This is a genomic window from Psychromonas sp., assembly GCF_047632955.1.
Classification (GTDB): Bacteria; Pseudomonadota; Gammaproteobacteria; order Enterobacterales; family Psychromonadaceae; genus Psychromonas.
In genome coordinates this window covers 26,642-43,656 of the sequence record NZ_JBLIED010000015.1, presented here as the reverse complement: position 1 = coordinate 43,656, position 17,015 = coordinate 26,642, and the positions used below count along the sequence as shown (strand labels likewise).

Sequence of the window (17,015 nt, the reverse complement as noted above, 5' to 3'; positions counted from 1 at the left end):
GTGATTACAGTCTTCACCTTTAACTTTTATACTTATCACATTGAATTAAGAGATAAAATAAGGGAATAGGTTAAAAAACCAAGAGCCGTCATTTGAGCTGCTGATGCGCCGATAAATAAAATAAAGATGTAATTAGGTACGATTTTACCTTTTACTACCTCGACTGAGATGCTAGTACCTAGACTGAGATGCAGTTCGAAATTAAAGCTGTAAATTATGCATTGCAAAGTATGTTTTTTATAACCTTAGCAAAAAGCATGTAATTGCCCTTTTAAGCAGTCGGTTAGCTTCTCCATAATCTAAGAAAATGGGGGCAGTTAACCATAAAAATATTAGTCAGGATGGATTGTGTACAGACGTTAATACTTCCATTAATAATTAACTAAGGGAGCGTCACAGTGCAGGTTATCAGGACGGAGATTTGTGTTGCCGGGCGGCGTATTAATATTTCAGGTGTTATTGTTTTTGAGCAATATAAAATAAGGAATTCAATGGTGATAAAAAAAATCTTCATTTTTTTTAGTCTTATCTCTTTAGCTACTTTCAATGTGTTAGGGGAACCTTATCAAGGCAATGCTAGTTTAGGCCCGCTTAAGACACCAAGTTGCGGTTTTTGTCATGGTATGGACGGCATTGCTACCATGCCAAGCTATCCCAACTTACGAGGTCAAAATGAGCAGTATTTATTTAGTTCAATGAAAGCCTACCAAAATGGTAATCGAAAAGGAGATTTTGCTGAAATGATGCGTACTCAGCTTTCTGCATTAAATAATCAAGATCTGGCTGATATTGCTGCTTTTTATGCAACTATGAAAGACAAATAATACAATATAGAGGGATTTTTATGCATCCCTATGGGAATTAGGAAGGACACTGGTTTGGGGGGAATGATGGTATTATTTTATGTAATGCTGGTTTTTCTTCTGGTCTACCTTTTCAGGCACCTGATTGGAAAGGGTTTTAAGAAAGAGACTGCTCTTGATATTTTGAACAAGAGATATGCATCAGATGAAATAACCAAAGAGCAATTGGATGAGATGAAGAAAAATATTTTATCATGACCTCTTCACTGTCAAAAAATTATCGAACAAAACGCTTCACTTGACGTATTGACGTATTGACGTATTGACGTATTGACGTATTGACGTCTGCGGCCTAACGGGTGAGTTTATGACGGCTCTGAATACTAACGTCTCACAGAAACGATTTGCGTTGGTATGAGGGGGATCGTTATTCTGCCATTATAAAAATAAAAAATTCGTTAGTTGAGAAAACAGCAAGCTTCAAATATAAAGCTTGCTGTTTATTGCCTGAGTGACAATCTGCATATCTAGTGGCGCTGTAAATAATTCGAAGGTGTAAAAAGCATTTTGTTACTTCGCATTCATCCTGTTATTTTGCATGCCCATTGCTTGTTCTTTTTGCTGATCATCCAATAGTTGAAAGATTTGATGCTGCGTTTTTAACATTTCCAGCATTCTTTCATCCATCTGTGAATGATGCTCTGCCATGATGGTTTTAGCTTTATTTTCATCAAAAACCGCATCGCTTAGTAATGCTTGCATTTCAGCATGATGTACCTGCATATTCCCCATGTTTTGATGATTGCCATTGTTCGAAGCTGCCGTGATAGCTTGTATCTCTTGTTTCTGCTGGTCAGTCAGGTTTAACTGTGAAAAATTCATCGGCATATTGCCCATACCTATTCCCCCCATCCCCATCTGGCCCATTCCCATTTGCCCGGTACCCATATGCTCCGTACTCATGTGCCCCGTGCCCATATTGCCAGTACCCATGCCCATTAAAGCGTCTTCGGAGGCCTGTTGTGCATGTGCAGCAACATAAGATGTGCCGGTAAATGAAACGGTTAGCACGAGTAGCATTGTTTTAATTGTTTTATTTTTCATGATCTTCTCCAGATTGATTAAAATAAGTGTAATGTATGCTGTTTGTTTATAAATTTTTCTTTATGTTGTTAAATTGCTCTTCATCTATTTCACCTTGAGCGTACCGGTTTTTTGCAATGTCTATACTGCTTTCCTTGTCGCTGCGATAGGGTAGATAATTCATTATCAACATAAATAAACCAACCCAAAATAACATCATAAGAATGTGCCCCCAAAAAGGCATAAAGTGCCAAGAATACATCATAATAATCTCCTTTTAATAACTAACTTGTGTTCGTTGTATGTGTATATTTAAGCACTGAGTTATGTCAGAAGTTTGTCTGAAAATAGGAAGTTTGTAATAGTTTGTGGCGAAAAGGCGCTTTGACATACTTTGATACAATTAATATAAAAAAATAACGTAATCTCTTATTTGATCATTAAGTTAAAGGAATCAGCATGGAACAGCCCCATCTATTAATTGTCGATGACCACCATGAAATTCGTGAATTATTACAACGTTTTTTTGTACAACATAACTATCGTGTCACTGTTGCCAAAGATGGCAAAGAGATGAAACGTTGTTTAAGCCTTTCAAAAATAGACTTAATAGTGTTGGATTTAATGCTGCCGGGTGAAGATGGTTTAAGTTTATGCCGAGGATTACGTGTCTCATCTAATATCCCCATTGTGATGCTCACGGCAATGAGTGATGAAATGGATAAAATTATAGGTCTTGAGATGGGTGCGGATGATTATCTGGCCAAACCTTTTAATCCTCGCGAGTTATTAGCGCGTATTAAAGCCGTATTACGCCGTGTAAACACCTTAAATGCCCCCGTCTCAGACATTGAATTCTATTATTTTTCACACTGGACTATTGATGTTTATAAGCGTGAATTAACAGACAAAGAAGGCGTAATGGTAGTCTTAAGCAGTGCTGAATTTGATCTGTTACGGGTGTTTATTGCCCATCCTCAAAGAGTACTAAGCCGTGACCAATTGTTAGATTTAAGCAAAGGACGTGATGGGGGAGTATATGATCGATCCATTGATACGCTTATTAGTCGCTTACGTAAAAAATTAGAGCTAGATGCAAAACACCCTGAAATAATTATCACCATTTGGGGAGGGGGATATCAATTTACCTGTGGGGTCACACATGATTAGGAAAATATTACCTAAAAGCTTAGTCTCTCAGATCTGCCTGATTATGTTAATTGGGTTAAGTTTAGTGCTGTCGCTTTCTCTACAAATTTATTCCGATGAACGCGAACAAGTACTTAATTATGTTTCTAGTGACAGCACACTGGATCGCCTTAGCTCTTTGATTTTTATTTTAAATAAAACTCCCTTCGATTTACATGAAGATATTATCAGCGCCAGCCAAGGTTTGGGATTTTATTTATCACTGGATCGCAAGCCGATAGTGACCGAAAATAATGGATCTCTTTTAGCAAAGAAACTGCACGACTTGATTGCACCGACTCAAATAAAAGATATTCGTATTGTATCGGTTAAAAGTGAACGGCTAGATACAGGCATGGCAGACATGGGTAAAATGCATTCAATGGTCAGTAGCACTTTGATGCATGAAAAAATGAAAAACAGCTACAACTTACAATTAACCGGCTCTATTTTATTAGCTAATCAACACTGGTTAAATTTTAATTCTGCAATTGATGAAAAGATAGTACAGCTGCCGTTAAAAGCAGTTATTTTAGTGTTTGTTTTTACTCTTTTAATTCTGATCAGTATGACCTGGACGGTAAAGCGCGCATTAAGGCCGATTGCCGAATTAGCCGTTGCTGCCAACAAAGTGGGCAGCGAACGAGATTTTAAAGCTCTTCCCGTTATTGGGCCGAGTGAAGTGATACCTACTATTGTTGCGTTTAACCAAATGCAATCGAACCTCTCTAAATTCATTAATGATCGCACCAAAATGCTGTCTGCAATATCACATGACTTGAGAACCCCTTTGACCAGTTTGCGTTTACGACTTGAGTTTATAGAACAATGCGAGGATCAGGCTCGAATGCTTGATACGGTTGAGCAGATGGAAGCCATGCTGAAAGCAACGCTAGAGTTTTCAAAAAGTAATTGGCAGAGAGAGAAAAAACAGGAGACGGAAATAGTGAGTTTATTAACCACCATTTGTGACGATTATCGTGATCGCGGCGTAAATATTAAATTAAAGAGCAATAACAAATTGGTTTTCCGTTTATGGCCAAGCACATTTCGCCGAGTGATTGAAAATTTAGTTAATAACAGTATTGCTCACGGGAAAGACGTTCAAGGTAACCTGTCTATCTCTATTGAAGCCTTTTTGAGCAGCGGGATCTTGACGGTTTATGTAAGAGATACTGGCCGGGGAATAGATGAAAGTCAGTTTGAAGAGGTCATTAAACCCTTTGTTCGTTTAGATAAAGCGCGTGTTATCCAAGACTCGAGTGTTGGTTTAGGGCTGGCAATTACCCACAGTATTATACAGGAACATGGCGGTAAATTAACCTTTAGCAATCAACAGACGGGTGGTTTGGAAGTTAAGATTTCATTGTCTGAGAAGTAAGATCATTTAGGAGGACTCATGTCACTGAATATTTTACTTTTACCTTTGACATTCCCCTAGGGGGAGGAACTATCATTTGTGTATATAACCTAATGTTGCGAATTTATGAAACGAACTTTAAGTAGTCTCTTAATATTACCATTAATTTTTATCGCAGTTTTTTCAGTGCAGGCTGAACGGGCAACTGAGCATTCGATGTCGAAAATTGAAAGTTGCTTGTGCAGTGATATCGCTGATAATAGTGCGAATAACCCGTGCTCAACAGCCTCTGTTTTATTTTTCCCCTTTGAACGATTAAATTTTTCAAATGAAACACTCTTTTTTGAGCGTTTAGCCTTTGTTGACCATAAAAGTTACATACTTAGTCAACATAACGCGCGTCTCTTTCGACCTCCAATTGCCCATATTCTGAGTTTGTAATTTACGACAGTAACGACTTATTATAAAAATTAAAAATGGACAATATTATGAATAAATTTAAAATACTTTTTATTACCCTTTCTCTCTTCGCGAGCAGTGCATTTGCAACCGAAATGACCTTATACAAATCACCCTATTGCGGTTGTTGTAAAGCCTGGGCCAAACAAGTTGAAAAAGCGGGTTTTGAAATAACAGTTATCGAGCAAGCCAATAATAATGAACAGCACAAAGCTTATGGAATCACATCCGATCTTGCAGCTTGTCATACCGCAACAGTAGACGGGTATGTGCTGGAAGGGCACGTTCCGCTTGCTGATATCCAACGCTTATTAAAAGAGAGACCTGCAGTGACAGGAATAGCTGTTCCGGGTATGCCAGCTTCATCACTTGGAATGGATGTACCTGGTAATACCGACCCGTATCAAGTGATCGCTTTTAGAAAAGACGGAAAAACGATGGTGTATAACGAATATCATGTTTCCAATAAATAATAGTGGTTGAACCGGTTATTTCATAAAAACAGCGCTCAGTGCGCTGTTTTCATTGATAGGTGATTAAACATGAGTATTGAGTTTATTGAGGACTGAAGAGGATGACCTTTAACTGATTGAAATTATTTAATAAAATATAAAGACTCCAATCCGATCAAACTGGCAGTGTCAGGTTATATGCAAAGATCATCGTCTATACCACTAGGGGAAGGTCAAAAGGAAAGGGATAAATTGTCGTTAGCTGTTGTTGCAGATGTGCTTATTCTGCATAAGCAGGTGATAAGTAAAAGTGCGCACAATGACGGATTTTCATATTTATTTGAAATTGTCCTACGCCGTATATCAGCATATCTGCTTATAAATAGGCTTCTCTTCTCAGGCTTTGCTCTGTCCCCTTTTTGGTTGAATGGTATTTATCCTGTCGAGATAAACAGCCTTTAATAATGTGAAAATATTTATTAAAATAAAGCATTTTTAATCTACCGCTTATATTTTTTTGGAGTATGCTTAGCGCGTGGCAGAAGGGAATAAAGCTCTGCTGACTAGTTACACTTTAAGTGTGATGAAATAGATCCAGTCAATATATCTAACGGTAATAAAGGATAAAATCATGGCTAAAGGACAAGATTCACAAAAATCGGCGAAGAAGAAATCTGAAAAAACGCTGAAAGAAAAACGCAATGAAAAACGGGATAAAAAGGCGGATAAAGGCAAAATTTAATCCTCCAATAAATGCGTTTTTTAAATAGATAAGGCCAGTTAGTGATTTGCTAATTGGCTTTGATTTTTATAGAATGTTTTTAGTTTTCTATTGTTGAACATTTGAGCCTATTACCTGCAATAACCTTCTTCACTGATCTATGTAGTGATAAAACCTTCTGACATTATTCGAGTATTCTATGCGGAAAAATTTAGTTCCCTCTGTTTGTATTGACGCTGTTTTTAGCGGTAAATCCTTTGATCAGGCTTGTGCGTTAGTGAAAGAAGCTAGTATCAGTCATATCGAATTTTGGGGCTGGTGGGACAAAGATCTTAATAGCTTGCAGGCCGCGCAGCATAAATATGGTTTAACCATAGCGGCTTGTTGTACCAAATTTATCAGTCTAGTTGATCCCGCACTGCGTGATGAGTATTTACAGGGATTGCGGGAGTCAATTCAAGTGGCGCAGAGACTCGGCTGTAAGCGACTCATATCACAGGTCGGTGATCTTATTGAATCCATACCTCGAGCTGAGCAGCAGCAATCAATTATTGACGGTTTAAAAGCCGCCGCGCCTTTATTAGAAGCTACAGATATCACTCTGGTGATCGAGCCACTTAATGAGCTGGTTGATCATGGCGGTTATTTTCTTGTGCGCAGTGAGCAGGCTTTTGATATTGTGAAACAAGTCGCGAGCCCTAAGGTAAAAGTACTGTTTGATATTTATCATCAGCAGATAAGCGAAGGTAATGTTATTCGCAATATTACCGATAATATTGATTATATCGGCCACTTCCATGCGGCCGGTAACCCTGGTCGCAATGAACTGCAACGCGGCGAAATTAATTATCCGCAGGTATTTGCAGCCATTCAAAAAACAAACTTTATCGGGCATGTCGGCCTTGAATATTGGCCAACAGAAAAACAGCCGGTGACCGCGCTGCAGGACGTTGCCGGCTGGTTAGCTTAATCCATTGATAATAAGGTTCTACCACCATAGTGCGCATTTAAGATTGATCTTAAATGCGTCTCACAGATGGGGGCAGCCTTATTTATCACTGTTTTGATGATTTTTTTCCCGAGTGATTTTAATCGGGAAAGGCTCGGTGGCACTGCCTGCATAAAGGCTAATGTGTGGAAAAGGGATTTCGATTTCTTCTTTATCAAAAGCGATTTTTATCTGCTCGTAAATTGAGTTTTTTAATTCTAGAAAATTTTCCCGTTTTGCCCAGACTGAAAACTGCAGACTCAAGCATGAATCCTCAAACCCTTGGAAAATATAAACAGGTTTGGGCTCCTCCAGCGATAACGGATTATCCGATGCCACCTGCTGCAAAATCGTTTTCACCTTCTCAATATTTTCTTTATAGGCGATGCCGATCTTCAGATCCAGTCGGCGAATAGGAAATTTAGTTAGAGTGGTCACTTCGGATTTAATTAAGGTTTCATTAGGCAGGCGAACAAATAAGTTATCAAAGGTGCGCAACTTGACTGAAAGCAGGTCAATGGATAAAACTTCGCCCACCGTAGTGCCCACTCGAATCACATCACCCACGCTAAATGAGCGTTCCGCCATCAGAAAAATACCGCTGATAAAATTGGACGCTGAAGTTTGTGAAGCAAAACCTATCGCCACGGTCAATACGCTGGCAGCGCCGAGCAGGACGTTGAGATTAAAACCCATCTCTAACAGCGCGGAAAAAACAAACAGTATAAAAATAAAATGATAGACCAGTCGCTTGATCAGAAAGGCGGTCTGTAGAGTAAATACTTTTTCGCTAAAGCGGGTACTGTAATAACTGATCAGCTTGGCAAAGATAAAGCCTAATATTAATAATAAACCGGCACGCAGCAGTTTAGCGAGGTATTCGATATTAAAAATATCGGTGAGGTAATGCCATATCTCATTCATTTTATATCCTTACTGAAAAATCGCACTGAACGCGCGGATTAGCTGACCGTGTCCTGCATTTTCTCTTGGTCCATTGACAAGTAATGTGTTCGGGGGGGCCTTACCTAATTTCAGCTGTGTAAAATCACCATCATCTTCCCGGGTCAGAGTGATATTTTGCGTCCATAATTGTCCGTTTTTAGCGGCATAAAGTGATAACAGAGGAGCGGGTAAGGCAACTCTTTCAAACAGTAAATTGTCATCGGCATTATTTTGTATCATCAGCGCGGTGGTCGCCCGCAGGATGCGATAGGGTAATTTTTGTAAATCTAAACGGCCACTGGTGATGCTGGCATAGCATAACTCACCACTGCGGGTTGATGGACCAAACCAGGTGTCGGAAAGTCGCTGAGTAGCCAGTTCCTGCAATAAGGTGGTTTTGTGGTTAACTAAACTGATCTTCACATAAATAGGAGTACTGACATATAAAATCACACTGGCGCCCGCTTCAAGGTTGATTGGCGAAACCGGCCGACAAACCACTGGTCTGTCGGCTAATGCGGGTAATAATTGAAGAGAATTATTACTGCTGTTGACGATATATCGTGCAACGTCCGAATAATGACAGGGCGAGAATTGACCGATTATTTTTTGCAGTCGATTATCGTCAGTATCGATCTCTTTTTCCCGTTGAGAATGGATCCGCCATTCATAATCACTGTGCTCTATCGCCACGGATAAAGGACCAATATCCAGCCGCAGACAACTGTCTTTATTCAGATTAACTTCTCCCCACCAGGGAATATTATTATTCATAATTGTTATACTCTATCGCCACAGAGAAAGGGCCAATATCCAGCTGCAGACAACTGTCCTTATTCAGATTAACTTTCCCCCACCAGGGAATATTATTATTCATATCTTATCCGCTCTTTAGTGATTTTAGGTTGATTTTTGCGCGCCTAAACAGACTGATTAATTAGGAGGAGTGGTATTGCTCTCATTTTCATCCGTTTCCTCAGACGCCATGATCTGACTTAACTCCTCTTCAAGTTTGATAAAGAGCTGCTGGTAATTGCTGTCAAATTTATTTTCCGAGGTATTTTCCTGCCATATTTTATATAAAGAACGTTTACCTTTTGCTTCTGCATCCATGAATTTATGGCGCAGCGTAGTCACTTTATCTTCTGCAAAGCCTAAATCTATCAGAGCTTGTGTTCCAAGCTCTAAAGCGGACAGGTATGTTTCACTGATAATATAGTCGGCCCCGGCATGCTGAAGCGAAAAATAATGACCGCGGTCATAAGCTCGAGCGAGAATTTTCACCTGCGGATTGGTGTGTTTTATATAAGCCACTAACTCAGTGGCACGTATTTTATCGTCGATCGCAACAATTAATAATTTGGCCTGCTCAATGCCTGCGGTATGCAGGAGATCCGGGCGTGTTACATCACCATAATAACTTTTTATATTAACCTGCCGTAAACGATCGACCATACTTGACTCATGGTCGATCACCACCGTCGGCACTTTATTGGCAACCAGTAAGCGATTAACTACCTGTCCGAAGCGACCCGCTCCGGCAATAATCACATAACCCGTTTCATCAATATGATCCTGTTCTCGTAGATTACTGGTCTGCTGATAGCGTGGTAAAATCACCTTATCAAAGAAAATAAACAGGGCGGGTGTGAGGAACATTGACAGGGTAATGACCAGTGATAAAGGCGCTGCTATTTCCGGGGGTAAAACATGCTGTTGTACCGTAAAGCTTAACAAAACAAAACCAAACTCACCCGCTTGAGCGAGGCTTAAGGCAAATAACCAACGGTCACTGTGCTTGATTTTAAATATCACCGCCAGAAAAAATAAAACCGCGGCTTTTAATAAGATTACTCCCAAGGTTAACGCGATGATCACCCAAAACTGCGAATATAAAATATAAAAATCTATTCCTGCGCCAACAGTAATAAAAAACAAACCCAGTAAAAGACCTTTAAAGGGCTCAATATTAGACTCTAATTCATGACGAAATTCTGAGTTTGCTAAGACGACACCCGCTAAAAAAGTGCCCAGAGCGGGTGATAAACCCACCAAACTCATTAATGCCGCGATACCGATCACCAGCATCAATGCCGAAGCGGTAAAAATTTCTCGTAATTCCGAGCTGGCGACAAATTTGAATAAAGGGCGGCTTAAATAATGTCCGCCAGAGACGACTCCCCCGATGGAGGTGACAACAACAATGGCGTAAGCCCAGCTCGGTAAACCTGCCACTAAACTCCAGTTGTCGTTGTGCTGTGCTGCGCTGGATGCTAACTGTTGTGCTTTTTCGATAAGTTCGGGCAGGGCCATTAATGGAATTAATGCAAGCATCGGGATAACGGCTATATCCTGAAAGAGCAAAACTGAAAAAGCATTTTTGCCGCCGATGGTTTTGCTTAAGCCTTTTTCATTAAAGGTCTGCAGTACAATCGCCGTTGACGAAAGGGAAAAAATTAAACCGATAGTTAAGGCCGTTGTCCAATCTTCAACAAAATAGGATGCAATCCACATCCCTAATAGAGTGCTTAATATAACCTGCAGTCCGCCTAATCCGAGCAGCCGGTTACGCATTTTCCAAAGCATTTTGGGTTCGAGTTCCAGGCCCACCAAAAACAGCATAAGGACCACTCCAAATTCAGCAAAGTGCTGAATATTGCTGGTCTCATCACCGACTAAACCAATGATCGGGCCGATCACTACGCCGGCCATTAAATACCCGAGCACCGAGCCCAGTCCGCAGCGTTTGGCAATAGGGACGGCTATTACCGCAGCGGCTAAATAAATAAAGGCATAAACAAAATATTCAGTCATAATATTTCTTATTTTCGCTTGGTTATAGCAAAAGAATTAATGAAGTGATTAATGATTGCGAAGGAAAAATCAGCACTAATAAGGCGTGAGTTACATTCGATCATTGTTCTCCTTCACAAAATCGACTGGAACGATTTTGAACAGCTTTAACTGACCACTAAGTGGTGAAGAACAGGATGTTTTGAATAAAACTCACAACGCAGTTAGGGATAATTTTAACCAGCAAGAGTGATCATTTTTTTAGTTCTTTTGGTATTAATCCATAAACAGGGTTAATAGCTCATTAAGGTAACGATGGCCCAATGGAGTGACTTGCCAATGACTACCATGTGCAACTAACAGACTCTTTGCAATTGCAGTTTGAATGGGCTGCTTAATGGAGTCTAGACTCAATCCGGTAAAATCTTCAAATTCATTAAAGGGAATGTCTTCAAATAAACGCAGGCGATTGATCATGTATTCAAAAGCCAACTCACTTTTTTCAACGGTATTGAGTTGATCCAGGTAGGCGCGGCTTGGATCTAAATAACCTTTGGGATGTTTAATTTTAGTGGTGCGTAATATTTTATTCTGCAGGGGCAGGGTCAACTTGCCATGGGCGCCACAGCCGATACCGATATAATCACCAAATTTCCAGTAGTTTAAATTATGTAAACATTCAAAACCGACTTTACTATAAGCTGAAATTTCGTATTGAACATAACCATTTTCAGCCAGTAACTGTTGTCCTCTTTCTTGAATATCCCATAATAAATCCTCTTCCGGTAATTTTGGCGGATGGGAAAAATATTGGGTATTGGGCTCAATGGTAAGTTGATACCAGGAAAGATGAGTAGGGTTAAGATCTATCGCTGTTTGCAAATCACTTAATGCATCCGCAAGGCTTTGATTCGGTAAACCATGCATTAAATCTAAATTAAAGGTTTTCATGCCCACGTGATGGGCTTGTCTTGCTGCTGTTTTTGCTTCCTCCACCCCGTGAATACGGCCCAGTTTTGTCAGTTTATCCTGTTGAAAACTTTGTACACCAAAGGAGAAACGATTAATGCCGACAGCTTTAAAATCCGCTATTTTTTGATTTTCAATCGCCCCCGGGTTGGCTTCCAGGGTGATCTCTATATTTTCTTTAAAAGGAATTTTTTTCTCTATTTCCCTCAATAACCAGCCGATACCGAAGGCTGATAATAAACTTGGCGTGCCGCCGCCAATAAAGATAGTTTCTAAGACTCTACCCTGTACATAAACCAAATCATTACTTAAATCTTCCAATAAAGCGTGTAGGTAATCCTGTTCAGGAATCTCTCCGCGTAATTTGTGTGAATTAAAATCACAGTATGGACATTTTTCAATGCACCAGGGAATATGGATATAAAGGCTTATCGGAGGAAGTTTTAACATGAAATACTCGAAATTGTTGGGAGAAGAACGCAGCTTATACACTGCGTTTATTGTTGCTTTAATTTAACCTGATTTTTGTTTAATTTAACCTAATTGTTGTTTAAGTAATTCAACTAATTTGGCCAGGGCTTGGCCGCGGTGACTGAGTTCAGCTTTACGTTGTTTGCTTAATTGTGCTGAAGTTAATTGTTCACTCTCAACCCAAAACACCGGATCGTAACCAAAGCCATTTTCGCCCTGCAGTGATTCTGTGATAATACCATTCCAGGTACCTTGACAAATGATTGGCGTAGGATCTAATGCATGGCGTAAATAAACTAAGACACACTGGAAACGTGCACTGCGCTGCGCGCTGCCGATACCTTCTAATTTACTTAATAAAAGCTCAATATTTTCCCGGTCTGTTGCGTTTTCGCCGGCGAAACGTGCAGAATAAATGCCCGGTTGACCATTTAAAAAATCAACTTCTAACCCGGAATCATCGGCAATGGCGGGTAACCCTGTTACTTTCGCGGCGTGACGTGCTTTTATAATGGCATTTTCCACAAAGGTTGTGCCGGTTTCAGCAACATCTGAGACTTCAAACTGGCTTTGCGGCAGTACTTCAATAGAAAAACTGTTCAGCAGCTCGCTCATTTCTTTTACTTTACCTTTATTGCCGGTGGCGAGTACCCATTTTTTTTTCATTTTATTATTGATCCTTTATGCTCTTTACTTAACTTAATCGGTATAAAACTTATGTTGAAATTTTAATATATTGGTTTTGTTTGAGGTTTTAATCATAATATTAAAATTAACAATTTCTTCATTAGTAAAAGGGTAGTTTGCAATATAATAGATACTATCTCCCTCTTTAATTTCTGTAAAGCTTAGGCTGCTGCTTTGTCCTAAAAGGTTTCTTCCTGCGCCGCTCAGCTTTGCTGAAACGGCCTTGTTCTGATTGTTTTTATCCAGCACCGAGATATTAATAAGGCCATTATATCTGCTGCGTTTAATATTGTACTTTTTGGCAATGTCGGGTTGCAAAAAAGTGCTGGACAGGGCGATGTAATGCACTTCTAGATTATCAAAATCTTGGAATTGTGCGGCAACACTTGGTTGGGTAAAGCAAAATAGAGCGGCAATGAATAAGACCTTATAACATTGTTTTATTTTAAGCATGATGACTCCTTTAGGTTTTACTTATCCCTTGTTGGAAAAACTCAGGTATCTTTTTTGGCGCACGGATACGAACCAGTTTATGACGATTTAATAATCCTTTTTCTACGCTGACCGCGCCTTTTGCCACTTTAAACTGCTTGCTTAAAAATTTAATCAAGTGCGCATTTGCTTTACCGTCTACGGGCGGTGCTGTAATGGCTATTTTAAGCTCATCTCCCAGTAGTCCGACGAATTGATTGCGGCTGGATTTCGGTTGTAAAACAAGGCGAAGCAAAAGATCTTCGCCTTCATATTGTAGACTCGATGCCGGCATTAAAATAATTTAGTCAATAAGTTATTGACCAGCATTTCTAAAAACTGCAATCCGATTAAGACCACTAACATCGAAAGATCCAGCCCTCCCATCTGCGGCATAAAACGACGAATGGGTGCTAAGAGAGGCTCCGTAAGTTGGATCATCACCGCTTCAATAGGATTATTACCACGGCTTACCCAGCTTAAAATTGCGCGTAATATCAATACCCAAAAAAGTATTTTAAAGACCGCCTGTGTTAAAATAATCAAACCTGAAATGAGGATCACCAAGGGATTGATTGCCGCACCCAGGATTAAAGATAAAGTCGTTACTTTCAAACAGGCAACAGCAAAAGCAAATAAAATAGTGGCAAGATCCCAGCCACCAAGTCCTGGAATTATTTTGCGTAATGGTCCTACAACAGGTTGTGTCGCTTTAATGACAAATTGGCTGAAAGGGTTGTAAAAATCGGCTCTCGCAACCTGTAACCAGATACGTAATAATACGATCATGATATAAAGATCAAACAGGGTATTCACTAAAAAATTTACTGCATTCATTATACGCTCTCTCTATTTGATGAACTTAAGCTTAGAATAATTTTTCCATTTCTTCACCACGATCAGCTGCTGCCTGCATAGCTTTAGCGACAATCTCAGTTAACTGTAATTCATTAAAAGTATCAAGGGCTTTTGCGGTTGATCCTGCTTTAGAAGTGACATTTTCACGAAGCTTACCAATAGAGATATCGGGGTTTTTCTTAACCATTTCAACGCTGCCAAGTGCGGCCTGCGAGACTAATAAACGGGCTTGTTCCTGATCAAACCCCATTTCCATGGCTTTTTTCTGCATGGCTTCCATAAACAAAAAGAAATACGCAGGTGAAGATCCCGATGCGGCTATTACTGCATTGATCATACTTTCTTCTTTTACCCAGACAATCTCGCCGACAGCCGCCATTAGATCGGCCGCAAAGGTTTTATATTCCTGGCTTACCTGCTCAGATGCAAATAACCCGGTCATGCCTTTTTGTAATAGGCTCGGAGTATTAGGCATCGTACGAATAATTTGGGTTTTCTCACCAAATAAAGACTGCAGACGCTGTACCGAGATACCCGCTGCGATGGAGATAACCAATTTATTGCTAAAATCTGCACCCTTATCAACCATTGCCTGACAAACGTCTGCCATCATTTGCGGTTTAACGCCTAACACAATAACCTCGGCCCACTCTACAGAAGTCACATTGTCCTGGCTGGCGTTAATTGCAAATTGGTCTGCTAATTTTTGCGTATTATTGGCACTGGGTGCACTTGCACAAATTAAATCCGCTGGGTAGCCGGATTTAACTAATCCGCTGATGATACTGCCAGCCATGTTTCCAGCACCAATAAAGGTGATTTTTTTATGTAACATTGTATTTCTCCTAGGCCCTTTACGACACGAGTGCAAGGGGGTGTTTTTAAGTAAGATCTAGTCTATAGGCTAATATATTGTGATTTAATCGACCTGATAATATCTTCATTTTATGCTTGCTTTTTATCTGATTTTTTTGAAATGTGCTCAAAATTAGGCGCATTTAAAGGTCGCGCTAGCTTCTTGAACCAAAAATATCGGTTCCGATTCGGACCATAGTACTACCGCAGGCAATCGCCTTCTCTAAATCTCCACTCATGCCCATCGACAGAGTATCAACTTGCGGGTATAACTGTTGCAGTTGCAGGTAAATGTTATGGAGTTCATTGAACTGCTTTTCAAGTCGCGGCTGATCATCGGTTTTTTCAGGTATCGCCATAATACCACGCAGCTTTAAGTGCGGTAGATTGTTAACTTGTGAAGCCAGTTCAATAACTTGCAATAAAGTAGTACCCGACTTGCTCTGTTCTCCGCTAATATTAACCTGTAAACAAATATTCAGTTTGGGTAAATGGGCAGGGCGTTGATCATTTAAGCGCTGCGCTATTTTTAGTCGCTCGACACTTTGTACCCAATCGAAGTTTTCGGCTACGGGGCGTGTTTTATTAGATTGCAGCGGGCCTATAAAATACCAAAAAACGGGTTGCTCAAAATCAGCATCAAGTTTAATCTGCTGAATTTTTTCGATGCTCTCTTGCACATAGTTTTCACCAAAATGACGTAAGCCTGCCTGGTAAGCTTCTTTTATAAGAGACACAGGTTTAGTTTTACTGACAGCGAGTAATTGAATTTGATCGGCATTTCGACCGACTCGCTGAGCTGCATTAACTATTTTTTGTGCTACATTGGTAATATTTTCAGATATTTTAGTCATAAATAAGGTTTAATTATATGGATATAACAGAATTATTGGCTTTTAGTGTAAAGCATAATGCATCAGATCTACACCTTTCTTCAGGAGTTCCTCCAATGATTAGGGTAGATGGAGAAGTGCGTAAATTAAATGTGCCCGCTTTAGATTATAAAGAGGTACATAGTCTTATCTACGACATCATGAATGATAAACAACGTAAAGATTTTGAAGAGGAGTTAGAAACCGACTTTTCCTTTGAGATTCCAGAATTAGCGCGTTTCCGTGTTAATGCTTTTAACCACCAACGTGGTGCGGGTGCTGTCTTTCGGACTATTCCAAGTAAAGTACTAACATTAGAGCAACTGGGGGCGCCTGCCATTTTTAAAAAAATATCCGATTATCCTCGTGGTTTAGTATTAGTCACGGGACCAACGGGCTCCGGCAAGTCAACTACCTTAGCTGCCATGATTGATTATATCAACGACAGTCGTCATGAGCACATTTTAACCATCGAAGATCCGGTCGAGTTTGTCCATCAATCGAAAAAAGCGCTGATTAACCAGCGTGAAGTTTATAAAGATACCTTAAGTTTTGAACGGGCACTAAAAAGCGCATTACGCGAAGATCCCGATGTTATTTTAGTCGGTGAAATGCGTGATTTAGAAACCATACGTTTAGCATTAACAGCAGCAGAAACGGGTCACCTGGTCTTTGGTACCCTGCATACAACTTCGGCGGCTAAAACCATTAACCGTGTTATTGATGTCTTTCCTGCGGCAGAGAAAAGCATGGTACGTTCAATGTTGTCGGAATCATTACAAGCCGTTATTTCGCAAACTTTACTGAAAAAAACCAGCGGCGGACGAGTTGCTGCCCATGAAATCATGTTGGGTATTCCTGCTATTCGAAATTTGATTCGTGAGGATAAGGTTGCGCAAATGTACTCTGTCATTCAAACCGGAATGGTACACGGCATGCAAACGCTGGATCAAAGTTTACGTAATTTAGTTGCCGAAGGTGTGGTTTCACTCCCTGATGCTACGCAAAAAGCTTCTGATCCAAAAACATTTTAAGGTCAA

At 40.0% G+C, this 17,015-nt stretch carries 20 protein-coding genes; 8 read left to right on the top strand and 12 right to left on the bottom strand.

From position 1 onward, the window contains the following. Nucleotides 1-491 precede the first annotated feature (491 nt). Nucleotides 492-824: a c-type cytochrome gene (locus ACJAZP_RS10905; protein WP_415230771.1), complete on the top strand. Its 333-nt coding sequence runs from the start codon at nucleotides 492-494 to the stop codon at nucleotides 822-824. 54 nt (nucleotides 825-878) lie between these two features. After that, a complete protein-coding gene (locus tag ACJAZP_RS10900; RefSeq protein WP_415230770.1) occupies nucleotides 879-1,061 on the top strand; it encodes an SHOCT domain-containing protein in 183 nt (60 codons plus the stop codon). A 312-nt stretch (nucleotides 1,062-1,373) separates the two neighbouring features. Here ACJAZP_RS10900 and ACJAZP_RS10895 read toward each other — a convergent pair whose 3' ends face one another. Next, a complete protein-coding gene (locus ACJAZP_RS10895; RefSeq protein WP_415230769.1) occupies nucleotides 1,374-1,907 on the bottom strand; it encodes a Spy/CpxP family protein refolding chaperone in 534 nt (177 codons plus the stop codon). Nucleotides 1,908-1,953: 46 nt separating this feature from the next. Beyond that, complete coding sequence (locus ACJAZP_RS10890) at nucleotides 1,954-2,151, bottom strand: SHOCT domain-containing protein (RefSeq protein WP_415230768.1); 198 nt, start codon at nucleotides 2,149-2,151, stop codon at nucleotides 1,954-1,956. 194 nt (nucleotides 2,152-2,345) lie between these two features. On the opposite strand from ACJAZP_RS10890, the gene ACJAZP_RS10885 reads away from it, so the two are divergent. The 5 genes from ACJAZP_RS10885 to ACJAZP_RS10865 all read left to right on the top strand — a co-directional run bounded on the left by ACJAZP_RS10885 (nucleotide 2,346) and on the right by ACJAZP_RS10865 (nucleotide 7,036). Next, nucleotides 2,346-3,056, top strand: coding sequence for a response regulator (locus ACJAZP_RS10885; RefSeq protein WP_415230767.1), 711 nt, complete (start codon nucleotides 2,346-2,348; stop codon nucleotides 3,054-3,056). Continuing rightward, nucleotides 3,049-4,455, top strand: a complete 1,407-nt coding sequence (locus ACJAZP_RS10880) for a sensor histidine kinase (RefSeq protein WP_415230766.1) — start codon at nucleotides 3,049-3,051, stop codon at nucleotides 4,453-4,455. Before ACJAZP_RS10885 ends, ACJAZP_RS10880 begins: the two co-directional genes overlap by 8 nt. Before the next feature lie 105 nt (nucleotides 4,456-4,560). Further along, the gene (locus tag ACJAZP_RS10875; protein ID WP_415230765.1) at nucleotides 4,561-4,875 is read left to right on the top strand and encodes a hypothetical protein; all 315 of its coding nucleotides are present in this window, start codon (nucleotides 4,561-4,563) and stop codon (nucleotides 4,873-4,875) included. Between the two features lie 47 nt (nucleotides 4,876-4,922). Further along, nucleotides 4,923-5,366: a DUF411 domain-containing protein gene (locus tag ACJAZP_RS10870; protein WP_415230764.1), complete on the top strand. Its 444-nt coding sequence runs from the start codon at nucleotides 4,923-4,925 to the stop codon at nucleotides 5,364-5,366. Between the two features lie 899 nt (nucleotides 5,367-6,265). Beyond that, nucleotides 6,266-7,036 (top strand): hydroxypyruvate isomerase family protein, encoded by a 771-nt coding sequence (locus tag ACJAZP_RS10865; RefSeq protein ID WP_415230763.1) that lies wholly within the window; start codon nucleotides 6,266-6,268, stop codon nucleotides 7,034-7,036. A 78-nt stretch (nucleotides 7,037-7,114) separates the two neighbouring features. On the opposite strand, the gene ACJAZP_RS10860 is transcribed toward ACJAZP_RS10865, so the two are convergent. The 10 genes from ACJAZP_RS10860 to ACJAZP_RS10815 all read right to left on the bottom strand — a co-directional run bounded on the left by ACJAZP_RS10860 (nucleotide 7,115) and on the right by ACJAZP_RS10815 (nucleotide 15,957). Then, nucleotides 7,115-7,978, bottom strand: a complete 864-nt coding sequence (locus ACJAZP_RS10860) for a mechanosensitive ion channel family protein (RefSeq protein ID WP_415230762.1) — start codon at nucleotides 7,976-7,978, stop codon at nucleotides 7,115-7,117. A 9-nt stretch (nucleotides 7,979-7,987) separates the two neighbouring features. Then, complete coding sequence (locus tag ACJAZP_RS10855; protein WP_415230761.1) at nucleotides 7,988-8,773, bottom strand: hypothetical protein; 786 nt, start codon at nucleotides 8,771-8,773, stop codon at nucleotides 7,988-7,990. Nucleotides 8,774-8,932: 159 nt separating this feature from the next. Then, complete coding sequence (locus ACJAZP_RS10850; protein WP_415230760.1) at nucleotides 8,933-10,813, bottom strand: monovalent cation:proton antiporter-2 (CPA2) family protein; 1,881 nt, start codon at nucleotides 10,811-10,813, stop codon at nucleotides 8,933-8,935. 255 nt (nucleotides 10,814-11,068) lie between these two features. After that, nucleotides 11,069-12,211 (bottom strand): radical SAM family heme chaperone HemW, encoded by a 1,143-nt coding sequence (hemW, locus tag ACJAZP_RS10845; RefSeq protein WP_415230759.1) that lies wholly within the window; start codon nucleotides 12,209-12,211, stop codon nucleotides 11,069-11,071. An 84-nt stretch (nucleotides 12,212-12,295) separates the two neighbouring features. After that, a complete protein-coding gene (locus tag ACJAZP_RS10840; RefSeq protein WP_415230758.1) occupies nucleotides 12,296-12,898 on the bottom strand; it encodes an XTP/dITP diphosphatase in 603 nt (200 codons plus the stop codon). 33 nt (nucleotides 12,899-12,931) lie between these two features. Then, on the bottom strand, nucleotides 12,932-13,372 hold the full coding sequence (locus ACJAZP_RS10835) for a DUF4426 domain-containing protein (protein ID WP_415230757.1): 441 nt from the start codon (nucleotides 13,370-13,372) through the stop codon (nucleotides 12,932-12,934). Nucleotides 13,373-13,382: 10 nt separating this feature from the next. Next, nucleotides 13,383-13,685: a DUF167 family protein YggU gene (yggU, locus tag ACJAZP_RS10830; RefSeq protein WP_415230756.1), complete on the bottom strand. Its 303-nt coding sequence runs from the start codon at nucleotides 13,683-13,685 to the stop codon at nucleotides 13,383-13,385. After that, nucleotides 13,685-14,227: a YggT family protein gene (locus tag ACJAZP_RS10825; protein WP_415230755.1), complete on the bottom strand. Its 543-nt coding sequence runs from the start codon at nucleotides 14,225-14,227 to the stop codon at nucleotides 13,685-13,687. Before ACJAZP_RS10825 ends, yggU begins: the two co-directional genes overlap by 1 nt. A gap of 31 nt (nucleotides 14,228-14,258) precedes the next feature. After that, nucleotides 14,259-15,083 (bottom strand): pyrroline-5-carboxylate reductase, encoded by an 825-nt coding sequence (proC, locus tag ACJAZP_RS10820; protein ID WP_415230754.1) that lies wholly within the window; start codon nucleotides 15,081-15,083, stop codon nucleotides 14,259-14,261. A 175-nt stretch (nucleotides 15,084-15,258) separates the two neighbouring features. Further along, nucleotides 15,259-15,957, bottom strand: coding sequence for a YggS family pyridoxal phosphate-dependent enzyme (locus ACJAZP_RS10815; protein WP_415230753.1), 699 nt, complete (start codon nucleotides 15,955-15,957; stop codon nucleotides 15,259-15,261). Nucleotides 15,958-15,974: 17 nt separating this feature from the next. Between ACJAZP_RS10815 and ACJAZP_RS10810 the strand changes: the two genes are divergently transcribed. Next, nucleotides 15,975-17,009, top strand: coding sequence for a type IV pilus twitching motility protein PilT (locus ACJAZP_RS10810; RefSeq protein WP_415230752.1), 1,035 nt, complete (start codon nucleotides 15,975-15,977; stop codon nucleotides 17,007-17,009). Nucleotides 17,010-17,015 lie beyond the last annotated feature (6 nt).

What these genes read in the sequence shown, in the direction of transcription:
- ACJAZP_RS10905 (WP_415230771.1), top strand. Translation starts at nt 492, where the DNA reads ATGGTGATAAAAAAAATCTTCATTTTTTTTAGTCTTATCTCTTTAGCT.
- ACJAZP_RS10895 (WP_415230769.1), bottom strand. Translation starts at nt 1,907, where the DNA reads ATGAAAAATAAAACAATTAAAACAATGCTACTCGTGCTAACCGTTTCA.
- ACJAZP_RS10890 (WP_415230768.1), bottom strand. Translation starts at nt 2,151, where the DNA reads ATGATGTATTCTTGGCACTTTATGCCTTTTTGGGGGCACATTCTTATG.
- ACJAZP_RS10885 (WP_415230767.1), top strand. Translation starts at nt 2,346, where the DNA reads ATGGAACAGCCCCATCTATTAATTGTCGATGACCACCATGAAATTCGT.
- ACJAZP_RS10880 (WP_415230766.1), top strand. Translation starts at nt 3,049, where the DNA reads ATGATTAGGAAAATATTACCTAAAAGCTTAGTCTCTCAGATCTGCCTG.
- ACJAZP_RS10875 (WP_415230765.1), top strand. Translation starts at nt 4,561, where the DNA reads ATGAAACGAACTTTAAGTAGTCTCTTAATATTACCATTAATTTTTATC.
- ACJAZP_RS10870 (WP_415230764.1), top strand. Translation starts at nt 4,923, where the DNA reads ATGAATAAATTTAAAATACTTTTTATTACCCTTTCTCTCTTCGCGAGC.
- ACJAZP_RS10865 (WP_415230763.1), top strand. Translation starts at nt 6,266, where the DNA reads ATGCGGAAAAATTTAGTTCCCTCTGTTTGTATTGACGCTGTTTTTAGC.
- ACJAZP_RS10860 (WP_415230762.1), bottom strand. Translation starts at nt 7,978, where the DNA reads ATGAATGAGATATGGCATTACCTCACCGATATTTTTAATATCGAATAC.
- ACJAZP_RS10855 (WP_415230761.1), bottom strand. Translation starts at nt 8,773, where the DNA reads ATGAATAATAATATTCCCTGGTGGGGAGAAGTTAATCTGAATAAAGAC.
- ACJAZP_RS10850 (WP_415230760.1), bottom strand. Translation starts at nt 10,813, where the DNA reads ATGACTGAATATTTTGTTTATGCCTTTATTTATTTAGCCGCTGCGGTA.
- hemW (WP_415230759.1), bottom strand. Translation starts at nt 12,211, where the DNA reads ATGTTAAAACTTCCTCCGATAAGCCTTTATATCCATATTCCCTGGTGC.
- ACJAZP_RS10840 (WP_415230758.1), bottom strand. Translation starts at nt 12,898, where the DNA reads ATGAAAAAAAAATGGGTACTCGCCACCGGCAATAAAGGTAAAGTAAAA.
- ACJAZP_RS10835 (WP_415230757.1), bottom strand. Translation starts at nt 13,372, where the DNA reads ATGCTTAAAATAAAACAATGTTATAAGGTCTTATTCATTGCCGCTCTA.
- yggU (WP_415230756.1), bottom strand. Translation starts at nt 13,685, where the DNA reads ATGCCGGCATCGAGTCTACAATATGAAGGCGAAGATCTTTTGCTTCGC.
- ACJAZP_RS10825 (WP_415230755.1), bottom strand. Translation starts at nt 14,227, where the DNA reads ATGAATGCAGTAAATTTTTTAGTGAATACCCTGTTTGATCTTTATATC.
- proC (WP_415230754.1), bottom strand. Translation starts at nt 15,083, where the DNA reads ATGTTACATAAAAAAATCACCTTTATTGGTGCTGGAAACATGGCTGGC.
- ACJAZP_RS10815 (WP_415230753.1), bottom strand. Translation starts at nt 15,957, where the DNA reads ATGACTAAAATATCTGAAAATATTACCAATGTAGCACAAAAAATAGTT.
- ACJAZP_RS10810 (WP_415230752.1), top strand. Translation starts at nt 15,975, where the DNA reads ATGGATATAACAGAATTATTGGCTTTTAGTGTAAAGCATAATGCATCA.